Source organism: Pseudarthrobacter sp. CC12 (genome assembly GCF_039907755.1).
Lineage (GTDB): Bacteria > Actinomycetota > Actinomycetes > Actinomycetales > Micrococcaceae > Arthrobacter > Arthrobacter niigatensis.
The window spans coordinates 43,073-63,222 of sequence record NZ_JARDJH010000017.1 but is presented as its reverse complement, the minus strand read 5'-3'; the positions used below and the strand labels follow the sequence as shown (position 1 = coordinate 63,222).

Here is a 20,150-nt window from a genome sequence, read left to right as displayed (position 1 = left end):
CCCGGCAGGACGGTGCGGGTGTTAGCTGGCCGGGGTGTAGGACGAAAGGAGCGGGTAGGCGTTGGTGCCGGCGAACTTCACCGGAGCCACCTTCTTGGTGTTGTAGCCCTGGTTGGTAAGCGCCTCGTACAGCGGGATCATCCAGCCGGACTCCATCAGGCGGGTGTTCAGCTTCGTGGCGGCTGCCTTGGCGGCGGCGTCGTCCTTGGCGGCGGCCAGTTCGCCGGTGGCGGCGCTGAGCTGGTCATCGGTGGCCTTCTGGACGTTGGTGAAGCCGTTGAGGACCACGCCGTACATCACGCCGACGGGGTTGTCCCAGTTCAGCGGCGCGTAGCCCAGGGGTGTGGTGGCGACGGCGGCGAAGGCTTCATCCGTTGACGCGGCCATCTTCACGTTCATGGTGATGCCGACGGCGGCGAGGTCCTTCTGGACGGCCTGCAGGTCCGTTTGGGTCTGGGCGCTGGCGATGATGGTGAACTCGAAGCCGTTGGGGTAGCCGGCCTCGGCCAGCAGGCTCTTGGCCTTGTCCGGGTTGTACGCGAATTCGGTTTCAAGGTCCTTGGTGAAGCCCGCTGAATCCTTGGGGAGGGCGTTCCAGGCCGGGACATCGCCCTTGTGCAGGGCGTCCACCAGGGCCTGGCGGTTGATGGCGTACTGGATGGCCTGCCGGACCTTCTCCTGGGCGAACGCCGGGGCGGTCTTGCCGATCTTGTCGAAGGAGATCATGGTGTTGACGGTGCCGCCGATCTGGGTGACCCCGACGCCCTTCGACTTGGCGAAGTCAACCGTGTTCGAGGTCAGCATGGCCACGTCCGCCTGGCCGGACACGAGGGCGTTGGCCCGGGCCTGCGGGTCCTGGACCACGCTGAAGACCACCTTCTTGTAGGCGTACTTGGACGCGTCGGCGCTCTTGTCGTTCTTCACCATCACGTACTTGTTGCCCTTCACGGTGGAGGGGTCCAGGGTGTACGGGCCGGAACCGTCCGGGGTTGCCGACAGGCTGGCGGTGTCTGTGACACCGTTCTTGCCCACGATCATGCCGGTGGTGGAGGCCAGGTTCTTTTCAAATCCCGGCTGCGGCTTGGCGAACGTCAGGGATACCTGGGTGGGACTCACCACATCCACGGAGGTGATTTCCTGCGCACCACCCTTGGCGACGGCCGAGTACGCGCTCAGTGCGGGATCGGAGCGGCGGTCGAGGTTGGCCTTGACCAGTGCGGCGTCCAGCTTGGAACCGTCCGTGAACGTGACGTCGTCCCTGAGTGTCAGCGTCAGGACCGTGTTGTCCGCGTTGTAGCTGAACTCCTTGGCCAGGCCCGGCCCCGTGGAACCGTCCGGCTGCAGGGTCATGAGGCTGTCGTAGAGGCCTTCGAAGAACTGGCGCTGCGCTGCGGAGACGCGCAGCGGGTCGTAGCCGAAGGAGGCCGAGTCGCTGTCGATGGCCAGCGTGATGCTGCCGGTGTCGGCTTTGGCGGAGGCCTGGCTGGATCCGCCGCCACAGGCGGCCAGGGAGCCGATCAGCAGGGCACCCGTCAGGACGGCAGCGCTGCCGCGTGCGGTGGAGGTCATAAGTTTCATCTGGTGCGCCTTCGCATTCTTCTATGACGGTGACAAACGGAGGAAATTCGAGGGGCCGGGGCTGTCCGGCTCCCTTCAAGAATCCGTTGGGGCCTGCTGGACCAAACATGAGAATGTCATTGATTGAAAAAGTATTGTGGCGGCGGTCACGCGGTTGGACAGGATGGAGGCAGGCAGTGAGGCCTGGGACGCCGGCGTGCGTCCATGATGAGAGGAACCCCAATGACCAACCCGTTTCCGCAGGACTTCCTTTGGGGCGTGGCCACCGCAGGCCACCAGGTGGAAGGCAACAACGTCAACAGCGATGTCTGGTTCCTGGAACACCTTCCGGGCACCATTTTCGCGGAGCCGTCCGGGGATGCCGTGGACCACTACCACCGGTACCGGGAGGATATTGCCCTGATCGCCTTCCTCGGTTTTACCAGCTACCGGTTCTCCGTGGAATGGGCCCGGATCGAACCGGAGGAAGGGCATTTCTCGGTGGCTGCGCTGGACCACTACAAGCGGGTGCTCGAGGCCTGCCGGGAGCACGGGCTGACGCCGGTGGTCACGTTCCACCATTTCGCGTCACCGCTGTGGCTGCTCCGTTCGGGCGGCTGGGAGGGCGAACGCACGCCGGAGCTGTTCGCCCGCTATTGCGGCCGGGTCATGGCGCACCTGGGTGACCTGATCGGCGTCGCCTGCACCCTGAACGAGCCCAACCTCCCTTGGCTGCTGGAGTCATTCGGCATCGGCGGGGAAGCGCCGGAGAACCGCGGCAAGGTCCCCATGTGGGCGGCTGCCGCACAGCGCCTGGGCGTGGACGCCAGCACGGTTGCCCCGTTCCAGTTCTGCTCCACGGAGGCCGGCTTCAACGTTAAACTCGCGGCGCACAAGGCGGCCACCGAAGCAATCAAGGCACACCGCCCGGATCTGCGCGTGGGCTGGACCTTGGCCAACTCGGACATCCAGTCGGTCCCCGGCGGCGAAGAAATCGCGGCCCAGGTGCGCCGGGACGTCAACGAGCGGTTCCTGGAAGCCTCCCGCGGCGACGACTTCGTGGGCATCCAGACTTACGGCCGCACCGTGTACGGCCCGGACGGCCACGCTCCGGCTCCGGAAGGCGTGGCCGTCAACCAAATGGGCGAGGAAATCTATCCCCAAGCGCTGGAGGCCACCATCCGCGAGGCCTGGCGCGTTGCCGGCATCCCGGTGATGGTCACCGAGAACGGGTTGGCCACGGAGGATGACACGCAGCGGGTGGCGTACCTGCGGACAGCCGTCGACGGCGTTGCTTCCTGCCTTGCGGACGGCATCGACGTCCGCGGGTACATCGCCTGGACCGCGTTCGATAACTTCGAGTGGATCTTCGGCTACGGGCCCAAGTTCGGCCTGATCGCCGTCGACCGTTCCACCCAGGCACGGACTCCCAAGGAGAGCGCGCGCTGGCTGGGCAACTTCGCCCGGCAGCAGGCACCGGCGGGGGCGCCGCTGCACGCCTGACAGCAGCGGGTGGCCCGGACCGCCTGTGGCGGTCCGGGCCATTGTTTTAGCCTGCTACTGCTGCAGCCGCAGCTTTGCGAGGAAATCCGCCATGATCAGCCGCGTGTCCACGGAGGGGTAGGTCCGCCGCGAGGGATGGTTGCGTGTTTCCGTGAAGGTGGACGTGGCATCGTCGAGGCCGGTAACCACCAGGGGTGCGCTGTCACCCAGGCACCACAGCGGCCCGAATTTCACGAAGTCCGGCACGTCCAGGCTGTTGAAGAGCTCCCACAGCCAGGCGCCTGCCGCGCCCGAGTTCCTGAAGGCATGGTCAAGTTCGGCCACCGGGGCAACAACCTGCCGGTACGTCTCTGCCGGGAACTGCCACACGGACAGCTCCTGGTTCCCGAGCACGAAGTCTGCGGCGGCCGGGTCCGTGAAGTAGTTGTATTCCTCATCATTCGCCGTGGCCCCGCCAACCCAAGCCAAGGTGAGGGAGGAGGCGACGGCGGGATCCAGCAGGAGCGCATCGGCCACGTTGGTGAGCGGGCCGGCGCAGACAAGGACCAGGGGCAGCACTCCGCCGGCTGCTGCGGTGGCAGCGATCGCCCGGGCAGCCGGGTTGTCCCGGGGTTGTCCGGTGAAGGGGCTGTCGGATCCCGGGTGGGCCACTGCCGGCTCCGGGCTCTTGAGGACGCGCAACAGTTCCCCGGCCAGGTTCGCACCCTTCTGCGCCATGCCCGCCGGCGGCCCAAACATCGGGTTGGTCAGGGAACTTGTGACGCCGACGATCGCGTTGGCGGGCGACATGGCGTGGTGGGCCAGGGCCACCAGCCCGTCCGGGTCACCCGCCCAGTCGTTGTCGATCAGCACGCGGCAGCGGGGCTCCACCCGAATCATGTCCATGCTGCAAGCCTTGCGGCAGCGCGGGACCCACAGAAGGGCGTTTCCATTCACTGAAAGGCGAAGGTACCGCGGTGGTTATCCCGCGTCGGGCTCCCGGATTACCAGCACGGGGCAGTGCGCATGATGGATGGTCTGGTGCGACACTGAACCCAGCAGCATCCCCGTGAAGCCGCCGTGGCCGCGTGAACCTACCGCCACCAGGTCAGCGTCCCGGGAGGCCTCAATGAGCGCCGACGCGGGATTCCCCTCCACGATGCGCCCCGTGACCGTCACGCCCTGGTTCTTGACGCGTTCAAGTTCTTCTTCGAGGATGGCCTGGGCGTCCTTCTGGAAGATGTCATAGTCCCAGGCTGTGCCGAGGGCATCGCTGACATAGGGAAAGCTCCAGGCGGTCACGGCCTGTACCTCTCCCGTGCGCAGCCTGGACTCCTCAATTGCCCAGTCCATAGCTGCCCTGGACTGGTCCGACCCGTCAACGCCCACCACAATCCTGAAACTCCCGCTGTCCGCCACGGTCTCCCTTTTCCTGTCGCTTCTTCAGGGCAACGCTAGCGCTGCCCTCCCGACGTGCCTTCCGCCGGCACGGCCACCGTCGTATGCTCAGCATGCGCGGCCTGGTGCGGGTTGCCCGCTTCCTTCGCGCAATGGAGGCAGCAGTAGATGCCTGCCTGGCTTTCAACGGGATGGCCCAGGATCCGGCAGCCGCAGTGCTCGCATGCCGGAGCCATCATGTGGATGGCACATTCGAAGCTGTCGAACGTGCCGGTCTGGTTTCCCATACTGACGGTGAACATGCGGCCCTCGCTGCTGCCGCAGACATCACATGCGCCCATGGTCCTTGCCTCCTGTTGTACTCGCGTGCTCCAGACACTCAAGTTGACTTCCGGGTCCGGTTCGCCGCCTAGGGGCGAAGGTCCCCCGGCGCTGGATGCGGCGACGGCAGCGCCGGGGCGAGTCCATGCGCAGGGGCGTGGCGCCAGTCTCCCAGCGAAATATTTGCGGTTCATTCCCATCCGTCCACGCCGCCGTTCCGAACCACAGCTGCAGGAATCCATAACCAAGGCTAGGACGGGACGATGGATGACGTTGACCAGCAGGCCCTCACCGGTGCTGTCATCAAGGAGCACGGACTGGATCTGGCACAGCTGTGGCTGGAGTTCGTCGGCTTGGGCGGCGACGCCTCGGAACAGCTCATCCGCGACTACTGCGCCGGCCAATGCACCCTGTCACCGAAGGAGCGGGACGCCCTGGCACAGGCCGTCAACGAACACTGTGCCGCCCAGGGCCTGCTACTGCGCGTCCCGCTCAGCAGTTATGCCCTGTTCCTCCTCCAACCGGAGCCGCAGGATCCGGAGCGGAAGGGCCCCTACTCGTCGAAGTAGGTAAAGGTGTCCGTTACCCCGGCCACTGACGAGATCACCATGGCCGCCACATCGCGGAGTTTCATGTTGCGCGTGTTGGATGCTTCCCGAAGCAGTTTGAAGGCAGCGTCCTGGGTGCAGCGGTTTTGAGCCATGATGGCCCCCGTAGCCAGGTCGATCACGGTGCGGGTCTGCATGGCGGCGGTCATGCCGTCCCTGGTCTCCTCCAGCCTGAGCATGCGGAGGCAGAGCGTCAGGCCCTTGGAGGCCCGGCGCACAAACGTCTCCGCAACATCCACGCGGTTGTCGCGGGGGTCGACGGGATGCGAGCAGTAGAACGTCAGCACGCCCTGCGCGTCCCCCTCTAGCTCCACGGGGATGCTCAGCACCGAAAGGAATCCCTGATCCTGCACTGCTTGGACATAGTCCGGCCACCGCTGTTCCAGCCGCAGGTCGGCCACCAGGACCGTGGCGCTGGTCCGCATGGCCGTCAAACCCGGACCGTCGCCGTGCTTGAACTCCACCTGGTTCATCACCTTCGCGGCAGGGATGCTGCAGGCCGTGGTCACGGGTTTCTTGGGCCGCAGTACCGTGATTTCGCACGAACACCCGGGATCGGTGCTGCCGAGGCGGCCCACGGCATAGGCCGCGAGATCCTGCAGGATCGCCCCGACCTCGGGGGTATGGAGGAACGACTCCTGAAGATGCAGGGCCACGTCAGCACAATTTTCGGCACCAAAGACGTCGGCGTGGGGCACGCGTCTTACCTCCCGGACAGTTATGAAGAGCCACAGCATCGTGGCCGCCCACTGCCGAACGGTGATGCCAGCCTGCCTGTGCGGACGCCGTAACCTGTCAACCATGACGCGTCTCTCCACCCCCGCCGGGTCCATCCTCGGCAGCTCCCTCGAAGCTGAAGGGACCACTATCCGCCGGTTCCTTGGCATCCCCTACGCTGCACCGCCGTCGGGGGCCAACCGCTTCCGCCCTCCGGTCCCGGCAGCCCCGTGGGCAGGCGTCCTGGACTGCACCGCCGCCGGCCCCGCAGCACCCCAAAACCTGGAGAACCCCGCCCCGCCGGGCAGCAGGCCGCGGAAATGGAGCGAAGAAGGCTGCCTCAACCTGAACATCTGGGCCCCGCCGGGGGACGGGCCGGCAAGGCCGGTGATGGTGTGGATCCATGGCGGCGCGTTTCTGCTGGGCGCCAACAGCGACGCCATGTACGACGGCGCCCGGCTGGCCGCCGCGGCGGGCGTGGTGCTCGTGTCCATCAACTACCGCTTGGGCGCCCTGGGCTTCCTGCATCTGGCGGACCTGCTTGGCCCAGGGTACGAGGACTCGTCCAACGTCGCCCTGCTGGACCAGCTGGAAGCCTTGCGCTGGGTACGCCGGAATATCGGGGCATTGGGCGGCGACCCGGAAAACATCACTGTTTTTGGCGAGTCGGCAGGCGCCGCGGCCATCGGCACCCTGCTGGGCATGCCGTCGTCGGAAGGGCTCTTCCACCGCGCCATCATGCAGAGCGGCACCGCGGAACGGTACCGGCGGCCGGACGAATCCGCGCACATCAGCGCGCAATTCCTGGAACTGTGCGGCCTGGACAAACCATCCGCGAAGGAACTGCTGACCCTCCCCGCGGGGCGGCTGCTTGAGGCCCAGGCCGCCCTGGAAAAGCGGATCGCGGCGGAGACTTACGCCGTCCCGCTGCCCTTCCAGCCGACCGTGGGGACACCCTCACTGCCGGAGCCGCCGCTGGACGGTATCCGCCGCGGGCTCAACAGCGGGGTGGACCTGCTGGCCGGAACCAACCTCAATGAAGGCTCCTTCGCCGTCGAAATGCGCCCGGCTGCCCCGGAGGACCCGGGGTATCCTGACCGCGCCGCCGCCGTCCTCGCCGCCGCAGGGGTTCCGTCTGCCCAGGCACCGGGCTACACCGAAGCACTGGCCCGGGTACTGTCCCGGGAGCCCGGGGGCAAGGAAATCCTTGAAGCCGCCATCGCCGATTCCGTCTACCGCCAGCCCACCAACCGTCTTTTGGCAGCGCGCCAACCGGCCGCGCCAAACGGCGCGGCCGGGAGAAACTTCGCCTACCTGTTCACCTGGCGCAGCCCGGCGATGGGCGGAAAGCTGGGCGCCTGCCATGCCCTGGACATCCCGTTCGTTTTCCGGCACCTGGACGCGCCGGAGGCTGCGTTCCTCACCCGGGGCGCGGCGCCGCAGTCCCTCAGCAACACCATGAGCGGGGCCTGGGCAGCCTTTGCGCGCACTGGATCGCCGGACACGGCAGGGCTGGAGTGGCCGGAATATGGGGACGCGCGCCGCACCATGATGCTGGACGACGGAGCCCGGCTTGAGGACGATCCGCGCAGTGGGATCCGGGAATTCTTTGCAGGCGTCAGGCCGCTGCCAGCGAATTAAGCGTGTCCCGGATCCCGTTCAACGCGGGATCACGCAGCGAATTGAAGGCAGGCTTCAACAGCGGCTGGATGATCTTGGCCGGCCCGTGGATGCTGAACTCGGCCGTGTACGTCACCACGGAGCCGATCCCATTGGGCCTGACATCGATGGAATCGAACGAGGTGACGGTCTTGTTCTCGCCGCGCAGTTTTATGTGGTTGTCCGTGAGCTCGATGACCTCGTAGACCAGCGTCTGGCGCTTTCCGCGGAACTCGGACTCAGCGTGGTATTTGTGGCCTACGGCAACGGGCCCCGGGGTGATTTTGTCCATCACGGGGGTATTGGGATCCCACTTAGTGGTGTTTTCGAACTCACTCATGAAGGCAAAGGCCTTCTCCGCGGACAGGTTGGTTTCCACACTTCCGGTGACTGTGATCATCACCCCAGTGTAGGAGCACCGCGCAACGGGGCGGGCAGCCGTGTTGCCGAACAGCCGCCGCCCCGCGGGCCGGGACCCGGCTTAGCAGCCCTCGAAGTCGGTGAGGACCTTGACCTTGCCCGCCGAGGCCGACGCCGGATCGAACGTGTACCCGATCCATTCCTTTGCCAGGCGGCGGGCGAGTTCGATGCCCACCACGCGCTGCCCCATGGTGAGGACCTGGCAGTCGTTGGACAGGATGGACCGCTCCACCGAGAACGAGTCGTGCGCGGCGGTGGCGCGGATGCCGTCCACCTTGTTGGCGGCGATGGCGACGCCGATTCCGGTACCGCAGAACAGGATGGCCCGGTCAGCGGCGCCGTCCCTGATCATCTCGCCGGCCGCTATGCCCACATACGGGTAGGGCTTGGTGAAATCATTCGGGGCGTCGCTCCGGTTGACGCCGATGTCGATGACCTCGCTGACGCGCGGATCGTTCCGCAGGTCCGCGAGGACCTTGTCCTTGTAGTCCACGCCGGCTTCGTCCGCGCCGACAATGAGCCGCAGCCCCATGGTGTTCCCTTCCGTTGTCATGACTCAGCGGCCGTCGCCGCAACGGTGGTGGTGCTGCCTTCGGACCCGGTGGCACCGGTGAAGTGCGGCCCCATGACGGCAAAGACCATGGCCAGCGATGTGGCGCCGGGATCCGCCGTGCCCAGGCTCTTTTCCGCAAGGGGCCGGGCCCGGCCCTTGAGTGGCAGGAGGTCCGCGGTGGCTTCCGCGGCGATGGCCGCCTCGCGTGCCGCGTCCTCCCAGGCGCGGCCCGGTTCCACGCCGTAGCCCACCGCACGGCTGAACCCGGCAACAAATGGCAGCAGCGCGTCCACCATGGTCTTGTCCCCCGCTTCGGCTTTGCCCAACTGGACAATCCGGTCCGCGAACGCCGTCACTGCTGCCGCAAGGGCACTGGGAGCGGGTGCGGAGGCATTGCCCACCGTTTCACCGAAAGCCCGCAGTCCAGCGCCCCACAGGACACCGGAGGTGCCGCCTGCCTTGTCCGCCCAGGCGTCCCCGGCGGCAGCCAGCACATCGCCGGCTCCGGCACCGTGGCCCAGAGCGGCGGACGCGGCTGCGGCGGCCGCGTCCACGCCGCGGACCATGCCCCGGCCATGGTCGCCGTCACCGGCAATCGCATCCATGCGGCCCAGCCGCTCTTCGGCGTCGTGCAGCGACGAACGGGCGGCGTCGATGGCCGCTACGCAGGCCGCGGCATACCCGCGGGAGGATGCGGTGGCAACGAACGCAACAGCGGCCGCGCCGCCGTCGGACGTTTCCTCGACCCCACGCGCCCCGGTCTCCCGGGCAGCGCTGCCCCGGCGGTAGGCAGGAGTCTCGGCAGGGGCAACCCACAGCAGTTCCAGTTCCTCATCAAGCCAGGTGACGGTAAGCGAGACGCCTGCCATGTCAAGGCTGGTGACCAGCTCCCCCACCTCGGGCATCACCAGCGTGTAGCCGGCGGCGCGCAGCAGCGGTGCCACGGTCCCCCAGAGGACGAAGAGCTCCTCATGCTTGGTGGAGCCGAGGCCATTGAGGATGACGGCGATGCGGCTGCCGGCGTCCGGCGGGGTTTCGGAGAGTACGCGGGCCACCAGTTCGCGGCCCAGTTCCTTGGCCGAAGGCAGGTGGGTGTCGTGCAGGCCGGGTTCACCGTGGATGCCCAGGCCCAGGCCCATCTGCCCCGCCGGGAGCGTGAACAGCGGGGCGCCTGCGCCGGGGAAGGTGCAGCCGGCGAAGGCGCTGCCGATGGTGCGGGTGCGCTCGTTGGCCTTGCGGCCCAGGCGGACCACTTCGGCCAGGTCCGCGCCATTCTCGGCGGCAGCGCCCATCACCTTGAAGACCGTGAAGTCACCGGCGATGCCGCGGCGCTTGGCGGATTCCGACGGCGGGGCGCTGGCGATGTCGTCAGTCACCAGGACGTTGTCGACGGCGATGCCCTCGGCGGCCAGGCGCTCGCTGGCCATGCCGAAGTTCATCACGTCGCCGGCGTAGTTGCCGTAGGTGAAGACGACACCGGCGCCGGACTCTGCGGCCTTGGCCACCGAGTAGGCCTGCTGGGCGGAAGGCGAGGTGAAGATGTTTCCCACCACCGCTCCATCCGCGAAGCCGGTGCCGATCACCCCGGCGAACGCCGGGTAGTGCCCGGAGCCACCGCCGGCCAGGACGGCAACCTTGGGCTTTGCCGGCCGGAAGCGGCGGACGGCACCGCCGGGAACCTGCCGGACCAGGTCCGAGTGGACGTCGCAGAACCCGGCCAGGGCTTCTTCGGCGAAGTCGGAGGGGTCATTGAAGATCTTTGTCATTGGGAGCTTTCTGGCTGGCGCCGGGGCCGGCTGCTAGTGGATGTGGCTGCCGCCGTTGATGTCGACGGTGGTGCCGGTGAGGTAGGCCGAGTCCTCGGAGGAGAGGAAGGCGATCACGGCGGCCACTTCCTCGGTGGTGGCGTTGCGTCCCAGCGGAATGCCGGCGTTGATGGCTGCTTCCTGCTCCTCGGTGCTGCCCACGCGGATGTTGGTGTCCACGGCACCGGGGGTGATGGCGTTGACGGTGACGCCGGTGGTGCCCAGCTCACGGGCCAGGGCCTTGGTGAAGCCCAGGATGGCTGCCTTTGCGGCGGAGTAGGGGACCTTGCCGAAGACGCCGCCGCCGCGCTGGGCGGACACGGAGGACATATTGACGATCCGGCCCCAGCCGTTGCCGATCATGTCCGGCAGGAAGGCCTTGGTCACCAGGTAGGTACCGGTGGCGTTGACGTCCATGACCTTGTGCCACAGCTCCAGGGTGGTTTCCAGGAACGGGACGGGCGAGGTGATGCCGGCGATATTGGCCAAGGCGCCGACGGGCGCGAGGTTGCCCGCTGCCACTTCGGCGGCGACCGCGGCCTGGGCGGCAATCACGGAGGCTTCGTTGGCGACGTCGATCTCGTGGCCGAAGGCGGGGACGTTGAACTCGTTGCCGATTTCGGCTGCGACCTTGGCGGACTTCTCGCCGTCGAGGTCGAGGATGACGATGCCCCAGCCGTCACGGGCGTAGCGGCGGGCCGTGGTGATGCCGATGCCCCGGTCCGAGGTTGCTCCGGTGAGGACTGCGGTGCGCTGGATGGTGGTCATGGTGGTGCTCCTTGAATTGATTTTGGGGCTCAGATGAGGTCGGTGATGAAGCTTGCCGCTTTGGCGGCGGCGGCCGGGCGTTCGTCATTGGTGACGTCCCGGGTTTCCAGTTCAAGCGAGAAGTGGCCGGTGTAGCCGTCGGCGGCAAGGCGTTTCAGGCCGCCGGCGAAGTCGGCGTCACCGTTGCCGATGCTGAGGTTGATGTTCCCCGGCACGGCGTCGCGCAGGTGGACGTGGCTGATGCGGCCCTGGTGCCGGTCCAGGTAGGCCTGGATATCTTCGCCGGACGCCACAATGTGGCTGAAGTCCATGACGATTCCGACGCCGGAACCGGCGAGGCGGTCGGCCAGGAGTCCTGCGCGCTCCAGGTTCCAACAGAACCGAAGGAAGTGGAGGGACTCGGTCCAAAGTCCGACGCCGAACTCCGCGGCCCGCTGTCCGGCACCGGTGAGCTGGGCGGCCACGAGGTCCAGATCCTCTTCGACGCTCCGGACCGGGGTATGGTCCAGGGCGCCGCACGGCAGGACCAATGCCTTCGCCCCTATGTTGGCCGTCAGGGTCAGCAGGGCGTCGAGGTGGCGCTCCCGCGCAGCCCGGCCCTCGTCGTCGAGCACCTTGTTGAGGTCACCGACGTCGCCGTTCACGGAGCGGACCCGCAGGCCGGACGCGTTGACCTCGGCGGAGACAGTGTCCACCGCGGCCGCGTTGAGCCCGTAGGGCACGTGGTCGCAAACGCCGGGCAGGGCGCCCAGATCGATTTCTTCGAAGCCCAGTTCCTTCATGGTGCGCAGGGCCGTGCCAAGGTCCAGGTGCCGGAAGCTGATGGATGAGCACCCAAGTCTGGAGTGGAACATCATTGATCCTTTGGTTCGTGCCGGGCGGTAGTGATGGGGACCACAATACGTTCGTTAACTGTCAACAGTCAACTCTAAAAGTCGACTGTTGACGGTCATAATGATGTAGGTCACACTGGTGTCCATCAATTGTTAACAGTCGACAGCGGCGGACTTCCTCCAGCCGCTTTTCGAAAGGGAACCACCATGAGCAAAGATGCTCTGACCATGCGCGGGCCGGTCCACGGCACCAAGGACGCCCGGCGAGTTGCCATCGGATCCGGCGTGGGGGCCGTCATCGAGACGTATGACTTCATCGGCTTCGGCACCGCTGCCGCACTGTACTTCGGCACCGCGTTCTTCCCCGGCAGCGATCCCGTAACGGGGACCCTCGCCTCCTTTGCCACCCTGGGCGTCGGCTTCGCCGCCCGCCCGCTGGGCGGCATCATCGGCGGCCACCTCGGCGACAAGGTGGGCCGCAAGCCGGTCCTGGTCGCCTCCCTCATCCTGATGGGCCTGGCAACCTTCGCGATTGGCCTGCTCCCCACCTACGCCGCGGTGGGACTGCTGGCCCCGGCACTGCTGGTCTTCGTCCGCATCGTCCAGGGCCTGGCCTTCGGCGCGGAATGGGGCGGCGCCATCCTGATGAGCTACGAGCATGCCCCCTGGAAATCAAAGGGCAAGTTCACCGGAATCGTCCAGGCCGGCTTCCCCGTGGGCCTGCTGCTTGCCAACCTGACTTTCCTGGCGAGCACCGGCCTCGGAGGTGAGCTGGCATGGCGGATCCCGTTCCTGGCCAGCATCGTGCTGGTCGTCGTAGGCCTCATCATCCGGTCCAAGGTCCCGGAATCCCCGGTCTTCGATGAGGTGAAGGACAGCGGCACCATCGTGAAGGCACCGATCGTCGAGGTCATCAAGACTGACTGGCGCAACATCGTCAAGGGCATCGGCCTGCGCATCGCCGAGACTGCCGGCTACGCAGTATCCATCACCTACATGATTTCCTACCTCAACAGCCAGCACCTGGCGGACAAGACCCAGACCCTGGTCGCCCTCTGCATCGCGTCTGCCATCGGCATCTTCGCCACCCAGGCCTGGGCCGCACTGACGGACCGCATTGGCCGCCGCCCCCTTTATGTCTGGTCCACCGCTTTTGCCGCACTGTTCGCGATCCCGATGTTCCTGCTGGTTAACACCGGCCTGTTCATCGCCATCATCCTCACCATCGTGATCTCCTATGCGGTCTGCCAGAACTCCTTGGCCGGCGCCCAGGGTGCCTGGTTCCCGGAGCTCTTCCAGGCCAAGACCCGCGCCTCCGGTGCCAGCCTCGCGTACCAGATCTCGGCCATGGTTTCCGGCTTCACGCCGTTCATTACCACCTTGCTGTTCGTCAGCTTCGGCTGGATGGGCCCGGCACTGCTCTTCGGGGCGTACGCCCTGATCGGCCTTTGGGCCGCCGTCGCTACCCGGGAAACCTGGGGCAAGCGGGAACGCGAACTGGCTGACGAGGCCACCAAAAGCACCCCGAACACCGTCAACGCCTGAATGACCACCGCGCACGAAACGACCACGGAGCCAGCAATGCCTACAGATACCGTCCAGGACGCCGCCCCGCAGGGTCAAACACTGCAGACCGCAGTGACGCCCGAACGGCTGGAGAAGATCAGCGCCGCCGCGTACCGCATCCGGCACCACGCCCTGAACATGGGCGAGGTCCAGGGCCAGGGGTACGTTGGCCAGGCCCTGGGTGCCGCGGACATGCTCGCCACCGTCTACGGGGACCAGCTGAACTTCCGCGCCGGGGACCCGCACTGGGAAGCCCGCGACCGGTTCCTGCTCTCCACCGGCCACTACGCCATCGGCCACTATGCCGCTCTCGCCGAAGCCGGGATCGTCCCCGTGGAGGAACTGGAAACCTACGGCTCGGACGACTCGCGGCTGCCGATGTCCGGGATGTCCACCTACACCCCCGGCATGGAAATCTCCGGCGGTTCGCTGGGGCACGGGCTGACCATCGCCGTCGGCATGGCCTTGGGCCTGCGCTACCAGGGCTCGTCTGCCCGGGTGTTCAACTTCCTCTCCGACGGCGAACTGGACGAAGGCTCCACGTGGGAGGCCGCCATGGGCGCGCACCACCACCAGCTGGGCAACCTCACCGCCATGGTGGACATCAACGCCCTGCAGGCCGACGGCAAGACCGACACCGTGCTCCGCACCGAGCCGGTCACCGAAAAGTGGGAATCCTTCGGCTGGTACACCCAGCGCGTGGACGGGAACGACGTCGGCGCGCTGCTGGCAGCGTTCGACAACGCAGCCGCCCGGGCCGCCGCCGTCGGACGCCCCTCCGTGATCCTGTGCGACACCAAGGTGGGCCGCGGCGTTCCGCTGCTGGAAAACCGCGAAAAGGCGCACTTCATGCGCATCGAAGAGAACGAATGGCAGACCTGCCGCGAGCAGCTCACCGCCGGATACGAAGGAAAGGCTTCAGCATGAGCACCACCACCGAGGCCCCCGACACCGCAGCAGCGGCCAAGCCGAAACTGAAGACCTCGGCGATGATCGCGTCGTTCGCCGACCCGGGCCAGAAGACCTCCAACGCACCGTTCGGGCACGCCCTGGTCAAGGCCGCACAGGAAAACGACAAGATCGTGGGATTGACCGCGGACCTGGGCAAATACACGGACATGCACATCTTCGCCCAGGCCTACCCGGAGCGGTTCTTCCAGATGGGCATGGCCGAGCAGCTGCTCTTCGGCGCCGCCGCCGGGCTCGCCGAGACCGGGCTGGTGCCGTTCGCGTCCACCTACTCGGTGTTCGCAGCCCGCCGCGCCTACGACTTCCTCTGCCTGGACGCAGCCGAACCGAACCTTAACGTCAACATTGTGGGCGGCCTGCCCGGCCTGACCACCGGATACGGCCCCAGCCACCAGGCCACCGAGGACATGGCGATCTTCCGCGGCATGCCCAACCTGACCATCGTTGACCCCTGCGACTCGATCGACATCGAACAGGCCGTCCCGCAGCTCGCCGCCTCCGAGGGACCCACGTACCTGCGGCTGCTGCGCGGCAACGTGCCCACCGTCCTGGACGAGTACGGCTACACGTTCGAACTCGGCAAGGCCAAGGTGCTGCGCGGCGGCAACGACGTCGTCTTCATCTCCTCCGGACTGATGACCATGCGTGCCCTGCAGGCAGCCAAGGCCCTGGCGGCACACAACGTGGACGTCGCCGTCGTGCACACCCCCACCATCAAGCCGTTCGACGCCGAAACCGTCCTCAAGGAAATCAACACGGACCGGCTCGCCGTCACCCTGGAGAACCACTCCGTGGTGGGCGGGCTTTTCGAAACTGTTGCCTCCGCCGTCGTCACCGCCGGAGCAGGCAAGCGCGTGGTGCCCATCGGGCTGCCGGACCAGTTCCTCGACGCCGGCGCCCTGCCCACCCTGCACGAGCGCTACGGGCTATCCGTGGACCGCATCGTGGCCAAGGTCCTCGCCGAACTCGGCTGACGGATTTCAAGACATGTGGGAAAGCACGGCACCGGTCAAGGCCGGTGCCGTGCTTTCTGCCGTACCATCGGAATTACTACCGACTGTTAGCAGTCGACTTAAGACATTGAGGACAAAGCCATGGCCGGATTGGGCGCACCCCTGCTGGGACTGGAAAAGAAGAGCCTTCGTGAGCAGGCGCTCTCGGCGCTGCGGACCGCCATCACCAGCGGCGAGCTGGAACCGGGCCGGCACCTGGTGGAAACGGAACTGTCCGAGATGCTGCAGATCAGCCGCGGCACGCTCCGCGAAGCCCTCCGCCAGCTGGAACAGGAAGGCCTGCTGTCCGCCGGCCCCCGCGGACGCCTGTCCGTCCGCCACCTGGATGAAAAGGAAATCCGGGACATTTATGCTGTCCGTGCCGCCCTGGAATCGCTGGCCGCCCGGACCCTCTGCGAACTGCCGGACCGGCAGCAGGTCACCGAGTCGCTGCACAAGGCCATTGATGCCATGGAGGCCGCGGCCAGCGGCAGCCTTGAGGAACGGATTGAATCCGACCTCGAGTTCCACCGCACCCTCTGCCGGCTTACGGGCAACGAAACACTGCTCCACTCCTGGGAATCCCTTGAGGGCTCCATCCGGATGTCCATCATGTTCGCCGGACTGGAAAAGGGCGTCAGCAACATGAGCGTGGACCGCCACAAGGACATCGTGGGCGCCATCGACACCGGCGATGCCACCCTGGCCCGGAAGACCATCCTTGAACACATGAACACGGCTGCCGCCAACCTGGTGGCGTAGCGCGTCACGGCCCGCGTGCTGGGAATCCTCGCGGCCTCCCGGCCGTTAACCTACTGAGCGGTAAATAGCCGCGGTGGTAACGAGGGATGGTATGACCGCGAAGTTTGTGTCAGTAGAGGACGACGCCGGGAAGGTCACCCGGTACAGCCGCCACGACAACGGCGGCGGCCTCATCGCTCCGGGGGCCAGCGTGGCTGAGAGCACCCGGATCGGCCCCATGACCTATGTGGAGCACGGCGCGAAGGTGGGTTCAGGTTGCCGGATTGGACACGGCAGCTGGATCGACCGCGGCGCGATCATCGGTGACAGGACGGTCATCGGCGACGGCGTGCGCATCGGCCGGGGCACGGTGATCGGCAACCGTGTCCACATTGGCAGCCACTCGCGCATCGGCTCAAGCGTCCTGATCGAGCACGGCGCACACCTGGATTCGGACAGCACCGTGCCGGACGGCAGCGAGGTCCTCGCGGGCGCCCATTCACGCCTGGCGCCGGCCAGGCATCGGACGCACCGCAAGGTAAAGGGCGGCCTGGCCGCCTAGGTGCAACCAGGCGGTCGGGCCGACATCCTGCGGCTTTGGGTCCGCTACTGCACGGAGCTTCCGCGCACCACCAGTTCCGCAGGATAGATGACTGGTCCCGGAACCCCGTCGAGATTCGCGATGGCACCCACCAGGAGCTTTCCGGCTGCGGCTGCCATGTCCACCATGGGATGGGCCACCGTGGTGAGGCCCAGGCCGTTTGCCGCCTGGATGGAGTGGTTGTCGAAGCCCACCACTGCCACGTCGTCCGGCACCCGCCGCCCCCTTCCGCGAAGGGTGTCCACGACGCCGAGCGCCATCAGGTCCGATGCGGCGAATATTCCGTCCACGTCAGGCGATGTAGCCAGCACTTGGGCTGCAGCATCGGCACCGCCCGCCGTCGTGAAGTCCCCGTGGATGACCGGTCCGGGCTCAAGGCCGGCTTCCCTGAGTCCCTTCCGCCATCCTTCCAGGCGGTCGACGGCGGCCGTCATGTCAGGAGGGCCGGCAACAGTCGCCAGCCGGGTGCGGCCGATACCGGCCAGGTGCCGTGCCGCCAACCGGCCTCCCTCGAAGTTGTCCAGGTCCACATAGGGAATTCCGGACGACGTGTCCCACGGCCTGCCGATGAAGACGGTGGGCAGACCGGTGCCGCCCAGGGTCTCCACCCAGTCATCAGCGTGGTGGTGGGAGACCACGATCGCGCCGTCAACGTGGCCGCCGCGCAGGTAGCGGATGGTCCGCGCCGAGTCGTCACCGGCCCGGGACATCAGCAGTACCAGCTGCAGGTCCGTCTCGCGCAGTGCTTCATTGACTCCAGTAATGACGGCGGCGAAGTACGGGTCCAACATGACCCGGGCGTCAGGTTCGGGGATCACCAGTGCCACGGATCCGGCGCGCCGGGTGACGAGGCTCCGGGCAGCACGGTTGGGGGTGTAGCCCAGCGCCACGATCGCGGCGTCAACGGCCGCCTGGGCCTGCGCGCTGACCTTTGAGCCGCCATTGATGGCACGGGATGCTGTGGAGCGGGACACCCCTGCCGCTGACGCCAAGTCCTCCAGCGTGGGACTGAGCCGCCCTGCCCCTTCCGGAGCGGACCGGCTGGTCTTTTCGTTCATTACACCGACAATACGACACCGATCCAGCGTGGGAGCGCTCCCGTCAACCCTTGCCGGGGCAAAATCCCGATGCTACGCTCTCCCGACGGGAGCGCTCCCACCACTCGGCCCCGGCTGCCTGTCGCAGCCGTCGTGGTCGTCCAGCCCCTCCACTGACAGGACCAGCAATGCCGCTAGCCTTACGCCCAGACGCACCCCGACCCCTTCCGGCGCAGCGCCCGAGCCGCGCCGGCACTGTTGCAGCCGCCACCGCCCTTCTCCTTGGCCTTGTTGCCGCCGGCGGGACGGCCGCAGCACAGGCGGCGCCCTCAGCAGCCCAGCCCGCAGCCCAGGCTCCGGCGTCGCCGCCACCGCCGGCACCGACGCCGCAAAACCCGTTCGGTTCCAATACCTACGTCTTCGACCCCGGCATGCCGGTGGCACAGATCCAGGCCACCGTGGACGCCATTGCGGCCCAGCAGGTGGACGATGAGATGGGCTCAAAGCGCTACTCGCTGCTGTTCAAGCCCGGGACTTATGGCACCCCCGAAGAGCCGCTGATCGTCCAGGTGGGTTACTCCACCGAGGTGGCGGGACTGGGCGCCGCACCCACCGACGTCACCATCAATGGACACGTCGACGTCTACAACCGCTGCCTTACCGCGGACAATTGCATCGCCCTGAACAACTTCTGGCGCTCCCTGTCCAACCTCACCATCAACGTCACCGGCCTGGAAGGCTGCCGCAGTTCCGCGAATTTCTGGGCGGCTTCCCAGGCTTCACCGATGCGCCGGGTCAACATCACCGGCGGCAACCTCTCCCTGATGGACTACTGCACCGCCGGCCCGCAGTACGCCAGCGGCGGGTTCCTTGCGGACTCAAAGACCGGTGCCATCATCAATGGCTCCCAGCAGCAGTACCTGGTGCGCGACAGCAGCATCGGCAGCTGGTCCAATGGGGTCTGGAACCAGGTCTTCTCCGGCGTGAACGGCGCGCCCGCCGACTCCTTCCCCAACCCGCCTTACACCACGCTGGACAAGACTCCGATCAGCCGCGAGAAGCCCTACCTGACGTTGGATTCGGCCGGCCAGTACAGCGTGTACGTGCCCTCCGTCCGCAAGGACCCGGCCGGGACCACGTGGGAAAACGGTCCCGGCCAAGGCCGCAGCATCCCCCTGTCCGATTTCTATGTTGCAAAGCCCGGTGATTCAGCGCAGGCCATCAACGCGCAGCTGGCCCGTGGAAAGAACCTGCTCCTTACTCCCGGGGTCTACGACGTTGACCGGAGCATCGAGGTCAAGCGTGCAGGAACAGTGGTGCTTGGACTTGGAATGGCAACACTTTCCGCCGTCAACGGATCGGTTCCCCTGACAGTTGCGGACGTCCCCGGCGTGGACATCGCCGCCGTTACCGTGGACGCGGGCGAGGTCAACTCCCCTGCCCTGATGCGCATCGGCAAAGCGATTCCAGGCGCAGGGGACGGACCAGCCAGCTCAGGCGTCCTCAGCGATCCAGCCAACCCCACCACGCTCCACGATGTGTTCTTCCGCATCGGCGGGCCCCACGTGGGCAAGGCCTCAGTCAGCCTGGAAGTCAACAGCGACAACGTCCTCCTGGACCACATCTGGGCCTGGCGCGCAGACCATGGGAACGGTGTCGGTTGGACCACCAACACCGGCAGGAACGGCGTGATCGTCAACGGCAACAACGTCACTGCCACCGGCCTGTTCGTGGAGCACTACCAGGAGTACAACGTCATCTGGAACGGCGAAAACGGCAAGACCGTCTTCTTCCAGAACGAACTGCCCTACGACGCCCCCAACCAGGCAGCGTGGCAGCATGACGGGGTCCTGGGCTGGGCCGGGTACAAGGTGGCAGACTCCGTCAAAACCCACGAACTCTGGGGCGGCGGCAGCTACGTATACACCAACGTGGATCCCACCATCCACGCCACCCGCGGTTTCGAGGTTCCGGTGACGCCGGGCGTTAAGCTGCACAGCCTGCTGACCGTGAATCTCGGCGCCGGGACACTGGACCACGTGGTCAATGACACCGGAGCACCGGTGTCCACGGACGCCGTCGGAGTTCCCAGCTACGTGGCCGATTTCGGCTAGGAGCCACGG

20 protein-coding genes are annotated in these 20,150 nt (G+C 66.7%); 9 read left to right on the top strand and 11 right to left on the bottom strand.

The window, feature by feature from the left end:
- Positions 1 to 21 precede the first annotated feature (21 nt).
- Positions 22 to 1,578: an ABC transporter substrate-binding protein gene (locus PV772_RS13180; protein WP_347886431.1), complete on the bottom strand. Its 1,557-nt coding sequence runs from the start codon at positions 1,576 to 1,578 to the stop codon at positions 22 to 24.
- 222 nt (positions 1,579 to 1,800) lie between these two features.
- Between PV772_RS13180 and PV772_RS13175 the strand changes: the two genes are divergently transcribed.
- Positions 1,801 to 3,060 carry a family 1 glycosylhydrolase gene (locus PV772_RS13175; protein ID WP_347886430.1) on the top strand — a complete coding sequence of 420 codons (1,260 nt, stop codon included), beginning with the start codon at positions 1,801 to 1,803 and terminating at the stop codon, positions 3,058 to 3,060.
- A 54-nt stretch (positions 3,061 to 3,114) separates the two neighbouring features.
- Here PV772_RS13175 and PV772_RS13170 read toward each other — a convergent pair whose 3' ends face one another.
- The 3 genes from PV772_RS13170 to PV772_RS13160 all read right to left on the bottom strand — a co-directional run bounded on the left by PV772_RS13170 (position 3,115) and on the right by PV772_RS13160 (position 4,778).
- Positions 3,115 to 3,945 (bottom strand): nucleoside hydrolase, encoded by an 831-nt coding sequence (locus tag PV772_RS13170; protein ID WP_347886429.1) that lies wholly within the window; start codon positions 3,943 to 3,945, stop codon positions 3,115 to 3,117.
- 75 nt (positions 3,946 to 4,020) lie between these two features.
- A complete protein-coding gene (locus PV772_RS13165) occupies positions 4,021 to 4,458 on the bottom strand; it encodes a universal stress protein (protein WP_141158508.1) in 438 nt (145 codons plus the stop codon).
- Between the two features lie 35 nt (positions 4,459 to 4,493).
- Positions 4,494 to 4,778 (bottom strand): hypothetical protein, encoded by a 285-nt coding sequence (locus tag PV772_RS13160; protein ID WP_141158509.1) that lies wholly within the window; start codon positions 4,776 to 4,778, stop codon positions 4,494 to 4,496.
- A gap of 243 nt (positions 4,779 to 5,021) precedes the next feature.
- On the opposite strand from PV772_RS13160, the gene PV772_RS13155 reads away from it, so the two are divergent.
- Positions 5,022 to 5,327 (top strand): hypothetical protein, encoded by a 306-nt coding sequence (locus PV772_RS13155; protein ID WP_347886428.1) that lies wholly within the window; start codon positions 5,022 to 5,024, stop codon positions 5,325 to 5,327.
- Here the strand turns inward: PV772_RS13155 and PV772_RS13150 are convergent.
- Positions 5,312 to 6,064, bottom strand: a complete 753-nt coding sequence (locus PV772_RS13150; RefSeq protein WP_347886427.1) for a GAF and ANTAR domain-containing protein — start codon at positions 6,062 to 6,064, stop codon at positions 5,312 to 5,314. The two genes, PV772_RS13155 and PV772_RS13150, sit on opposite strands and share 16 nt — an antisense overlap.
- Before the next feature lie 103 nt (positions 6,065 to 6,167).
- Between PV772_RS13150 and PV772_RS13145 the strand changes: the two genes are divergently transcribed.
- On the top strand, positions 6,168 to 7,724 hold the full coding sequence (locus tag PV772_RS13145) for a carboxylesterase/lipase family protein (protein ID WP_347886426.1): 1,557 nt from the start codon (positions 6,168 to 6,170) through the stop codon (positions 7,722 to 7,724).
- Here PV772_RS13145 and PV772_RS13140 read toward each other — a convergent pair.
- The 5 genes from PV772_RS13140 to PV772_RS13120 form a co-directional block, all read right to left on the bottom strand.
- On the bottom strand, positions 7,702 to 8,142 hold the full coding sequence (locus PV772_RS13140) for an SRPBCC family protein (RefSeq protein ID WP_347886425.1): 441 nt from the start codon (positions 8,140 to 8,142) through the stop codon (positions 7,702 to 7,704). The genes PV772_RS13145 and PV772_RS13140 overlap by 23 nt on opposite strands.
- A gap of 81 nt (positions 8,143 to 8,223) precedes the next feature.
- Entirely contained in the window at positions 8,224 to 8,715 is a 492-nt protein-coding gene (locus tag PV772_RS13135) for an RpiB/LacA/LacB family sugar-phosphate isomerase (protein ID WP_347886424.1), read from the bottom strand.
- The gene (locus PV772_RS13130; RefSeq protein WP_347886423.1) at positions 8,712 to 10,481 is read right to left on the bottom strand and encodes a dihydroxyacetone kinase family protein; all 1,770 of its coding nucleotides are present in this window, start codon (positions 10,479 to 10,481) and stop codon (positions 8,712 to 8,714) included. The genes PV772_RS13135 and PV772_RS13130 overlap by 4 nt, the downstream gene beginning before the upstream one ends.
- A gap of 33 nt (positions 10,482 to 10,514) precedes the next feature.
- Complete coding sequence (locus PV772_RS13125) at positions 10,515 to 11,288, bottom strand: SDR family NAD(P)-dependent oxidoreductase (protein WP_347886422.1); 774 nt, start codon at positions 11,286 to 11,288, stop codon at positions 10,515 to 10,517.
- Positions 11,289 to 11,317: 29 nt separating this feature from the next.
- Entirely contained in the window at positions 11,318 to 12,142 is an 825-nt protein-coding gene (locus PV772_RS13120; RefSeq protein ID WP_347886421.1) for a sugar phosphate isomerase/epimerase, read from the bottom strand.
- A gap of 186 nt (positions 12,143 to 12,328) precedes the next feature.
- On the opposite strand from PV772_RS13120, the gene PV772_RS13115 reads away from it, so the two are divergent.
- From PV772_RS13115 to PV772_RS13095, 5 genes are all read left to right on the top strand, one after another.
- Positions 12,329 to 13,666 carry an MFS transporter gene (locus PV772_RS13115; protein WP_347886420.1) on the top strand — a complete coding sequence of 446 codons (1,338 nt, stop codon included), beginning with the start codon at positions 12,329 to 12,331 and terminating at the stop codon, positions 13,664 to 13,666.
- 36 nt (positions 13,667 to 13,702) lie between these two features.
- Positions 13,703 to 14,614 carry a transketolase gene (locus PV772_RS13110; protein WP_347886419.1) on the top strand — a complete coding sequence of 304 codons (912 nt, stop codon included), beginning with the start codon at positions 13,703 to 13,705 and terminating at the stop codon, positions 14,612 to 14,614.
- On the top strand, positions 14,611 to 15,630 hold the full coding sequence (locus PV772_RS13105) for a transketolase C-terminal domain-containing protein (RefSeq protein WP_141158520.1): 1,020 nt from the start codon (positions 14,611 to 14,613) through the stop codon (positions 15,628 to 15,630). The genes PV772_RS13110 and PV772_RS13105 overlap by 4 nt, the downstream gene beginning before the upstream one ends.
- 120 nt (positions 15,631 to 15,750) lie before the next feature.
- Positions 15,751 to 16,410, top strand: coding sequence for a GntR family transcriptional regulator (locus PV772_RS13100; RefSeq protein ID WP_347886418.1), 660 nt, complete (start codon positions 15,751 to 15,753; stop codon positions 16,408 to 16,410).
- Between the two features lie 91 nt (positions 16,411 to 16,501).
- On the top strand, positions 16,502 to 16,951 hold the full coding sequence (locus tag PV772_RS13095; protein WP_141183047.1) for a transferase: 450 nt from the start codon (positions 16,502 to 16,504) through the stop codon (positions 16,949 to 16,951).
- A gap of 44 nt (positions 16,952 to 16,995) precedes the next feature.
- On the opposite strand, the gene PV772_RS13090 is transcribed toward PV772_RS13095, so the two are convergent.
- Positions 16,996 to 18,048, bottom strand: coding sequence for a LacI family DNA-binding transcriptional regulator (locus tag PV772_RS13090; protein ID WP_347886417.1), 1,053 nt, complete (start codon positions 18,046 to 18,048; stop codon positions 16,996 to 16,998).
- A gap of 167 nt (positions 18,049 to 18,215) precedes the next feature.
- Here PV772_RS13090 and PV772_RS13085 point away from each other — a divergent pair, with 167 nt between their 5' ends.
- Positions 18,216 to 20,141, top strand: a complete 1,926-nt coding sequence (locus tag PV772_RS13085; RefSeq protein WP_347886416.1) for an adenylyl cyclase — start codon at positions 18,216 to 18,218, stop codon at positions 20,139 to 20,141.
- Positions 20,142 to 20,150 lie beyond the last annotated feature (9 nt).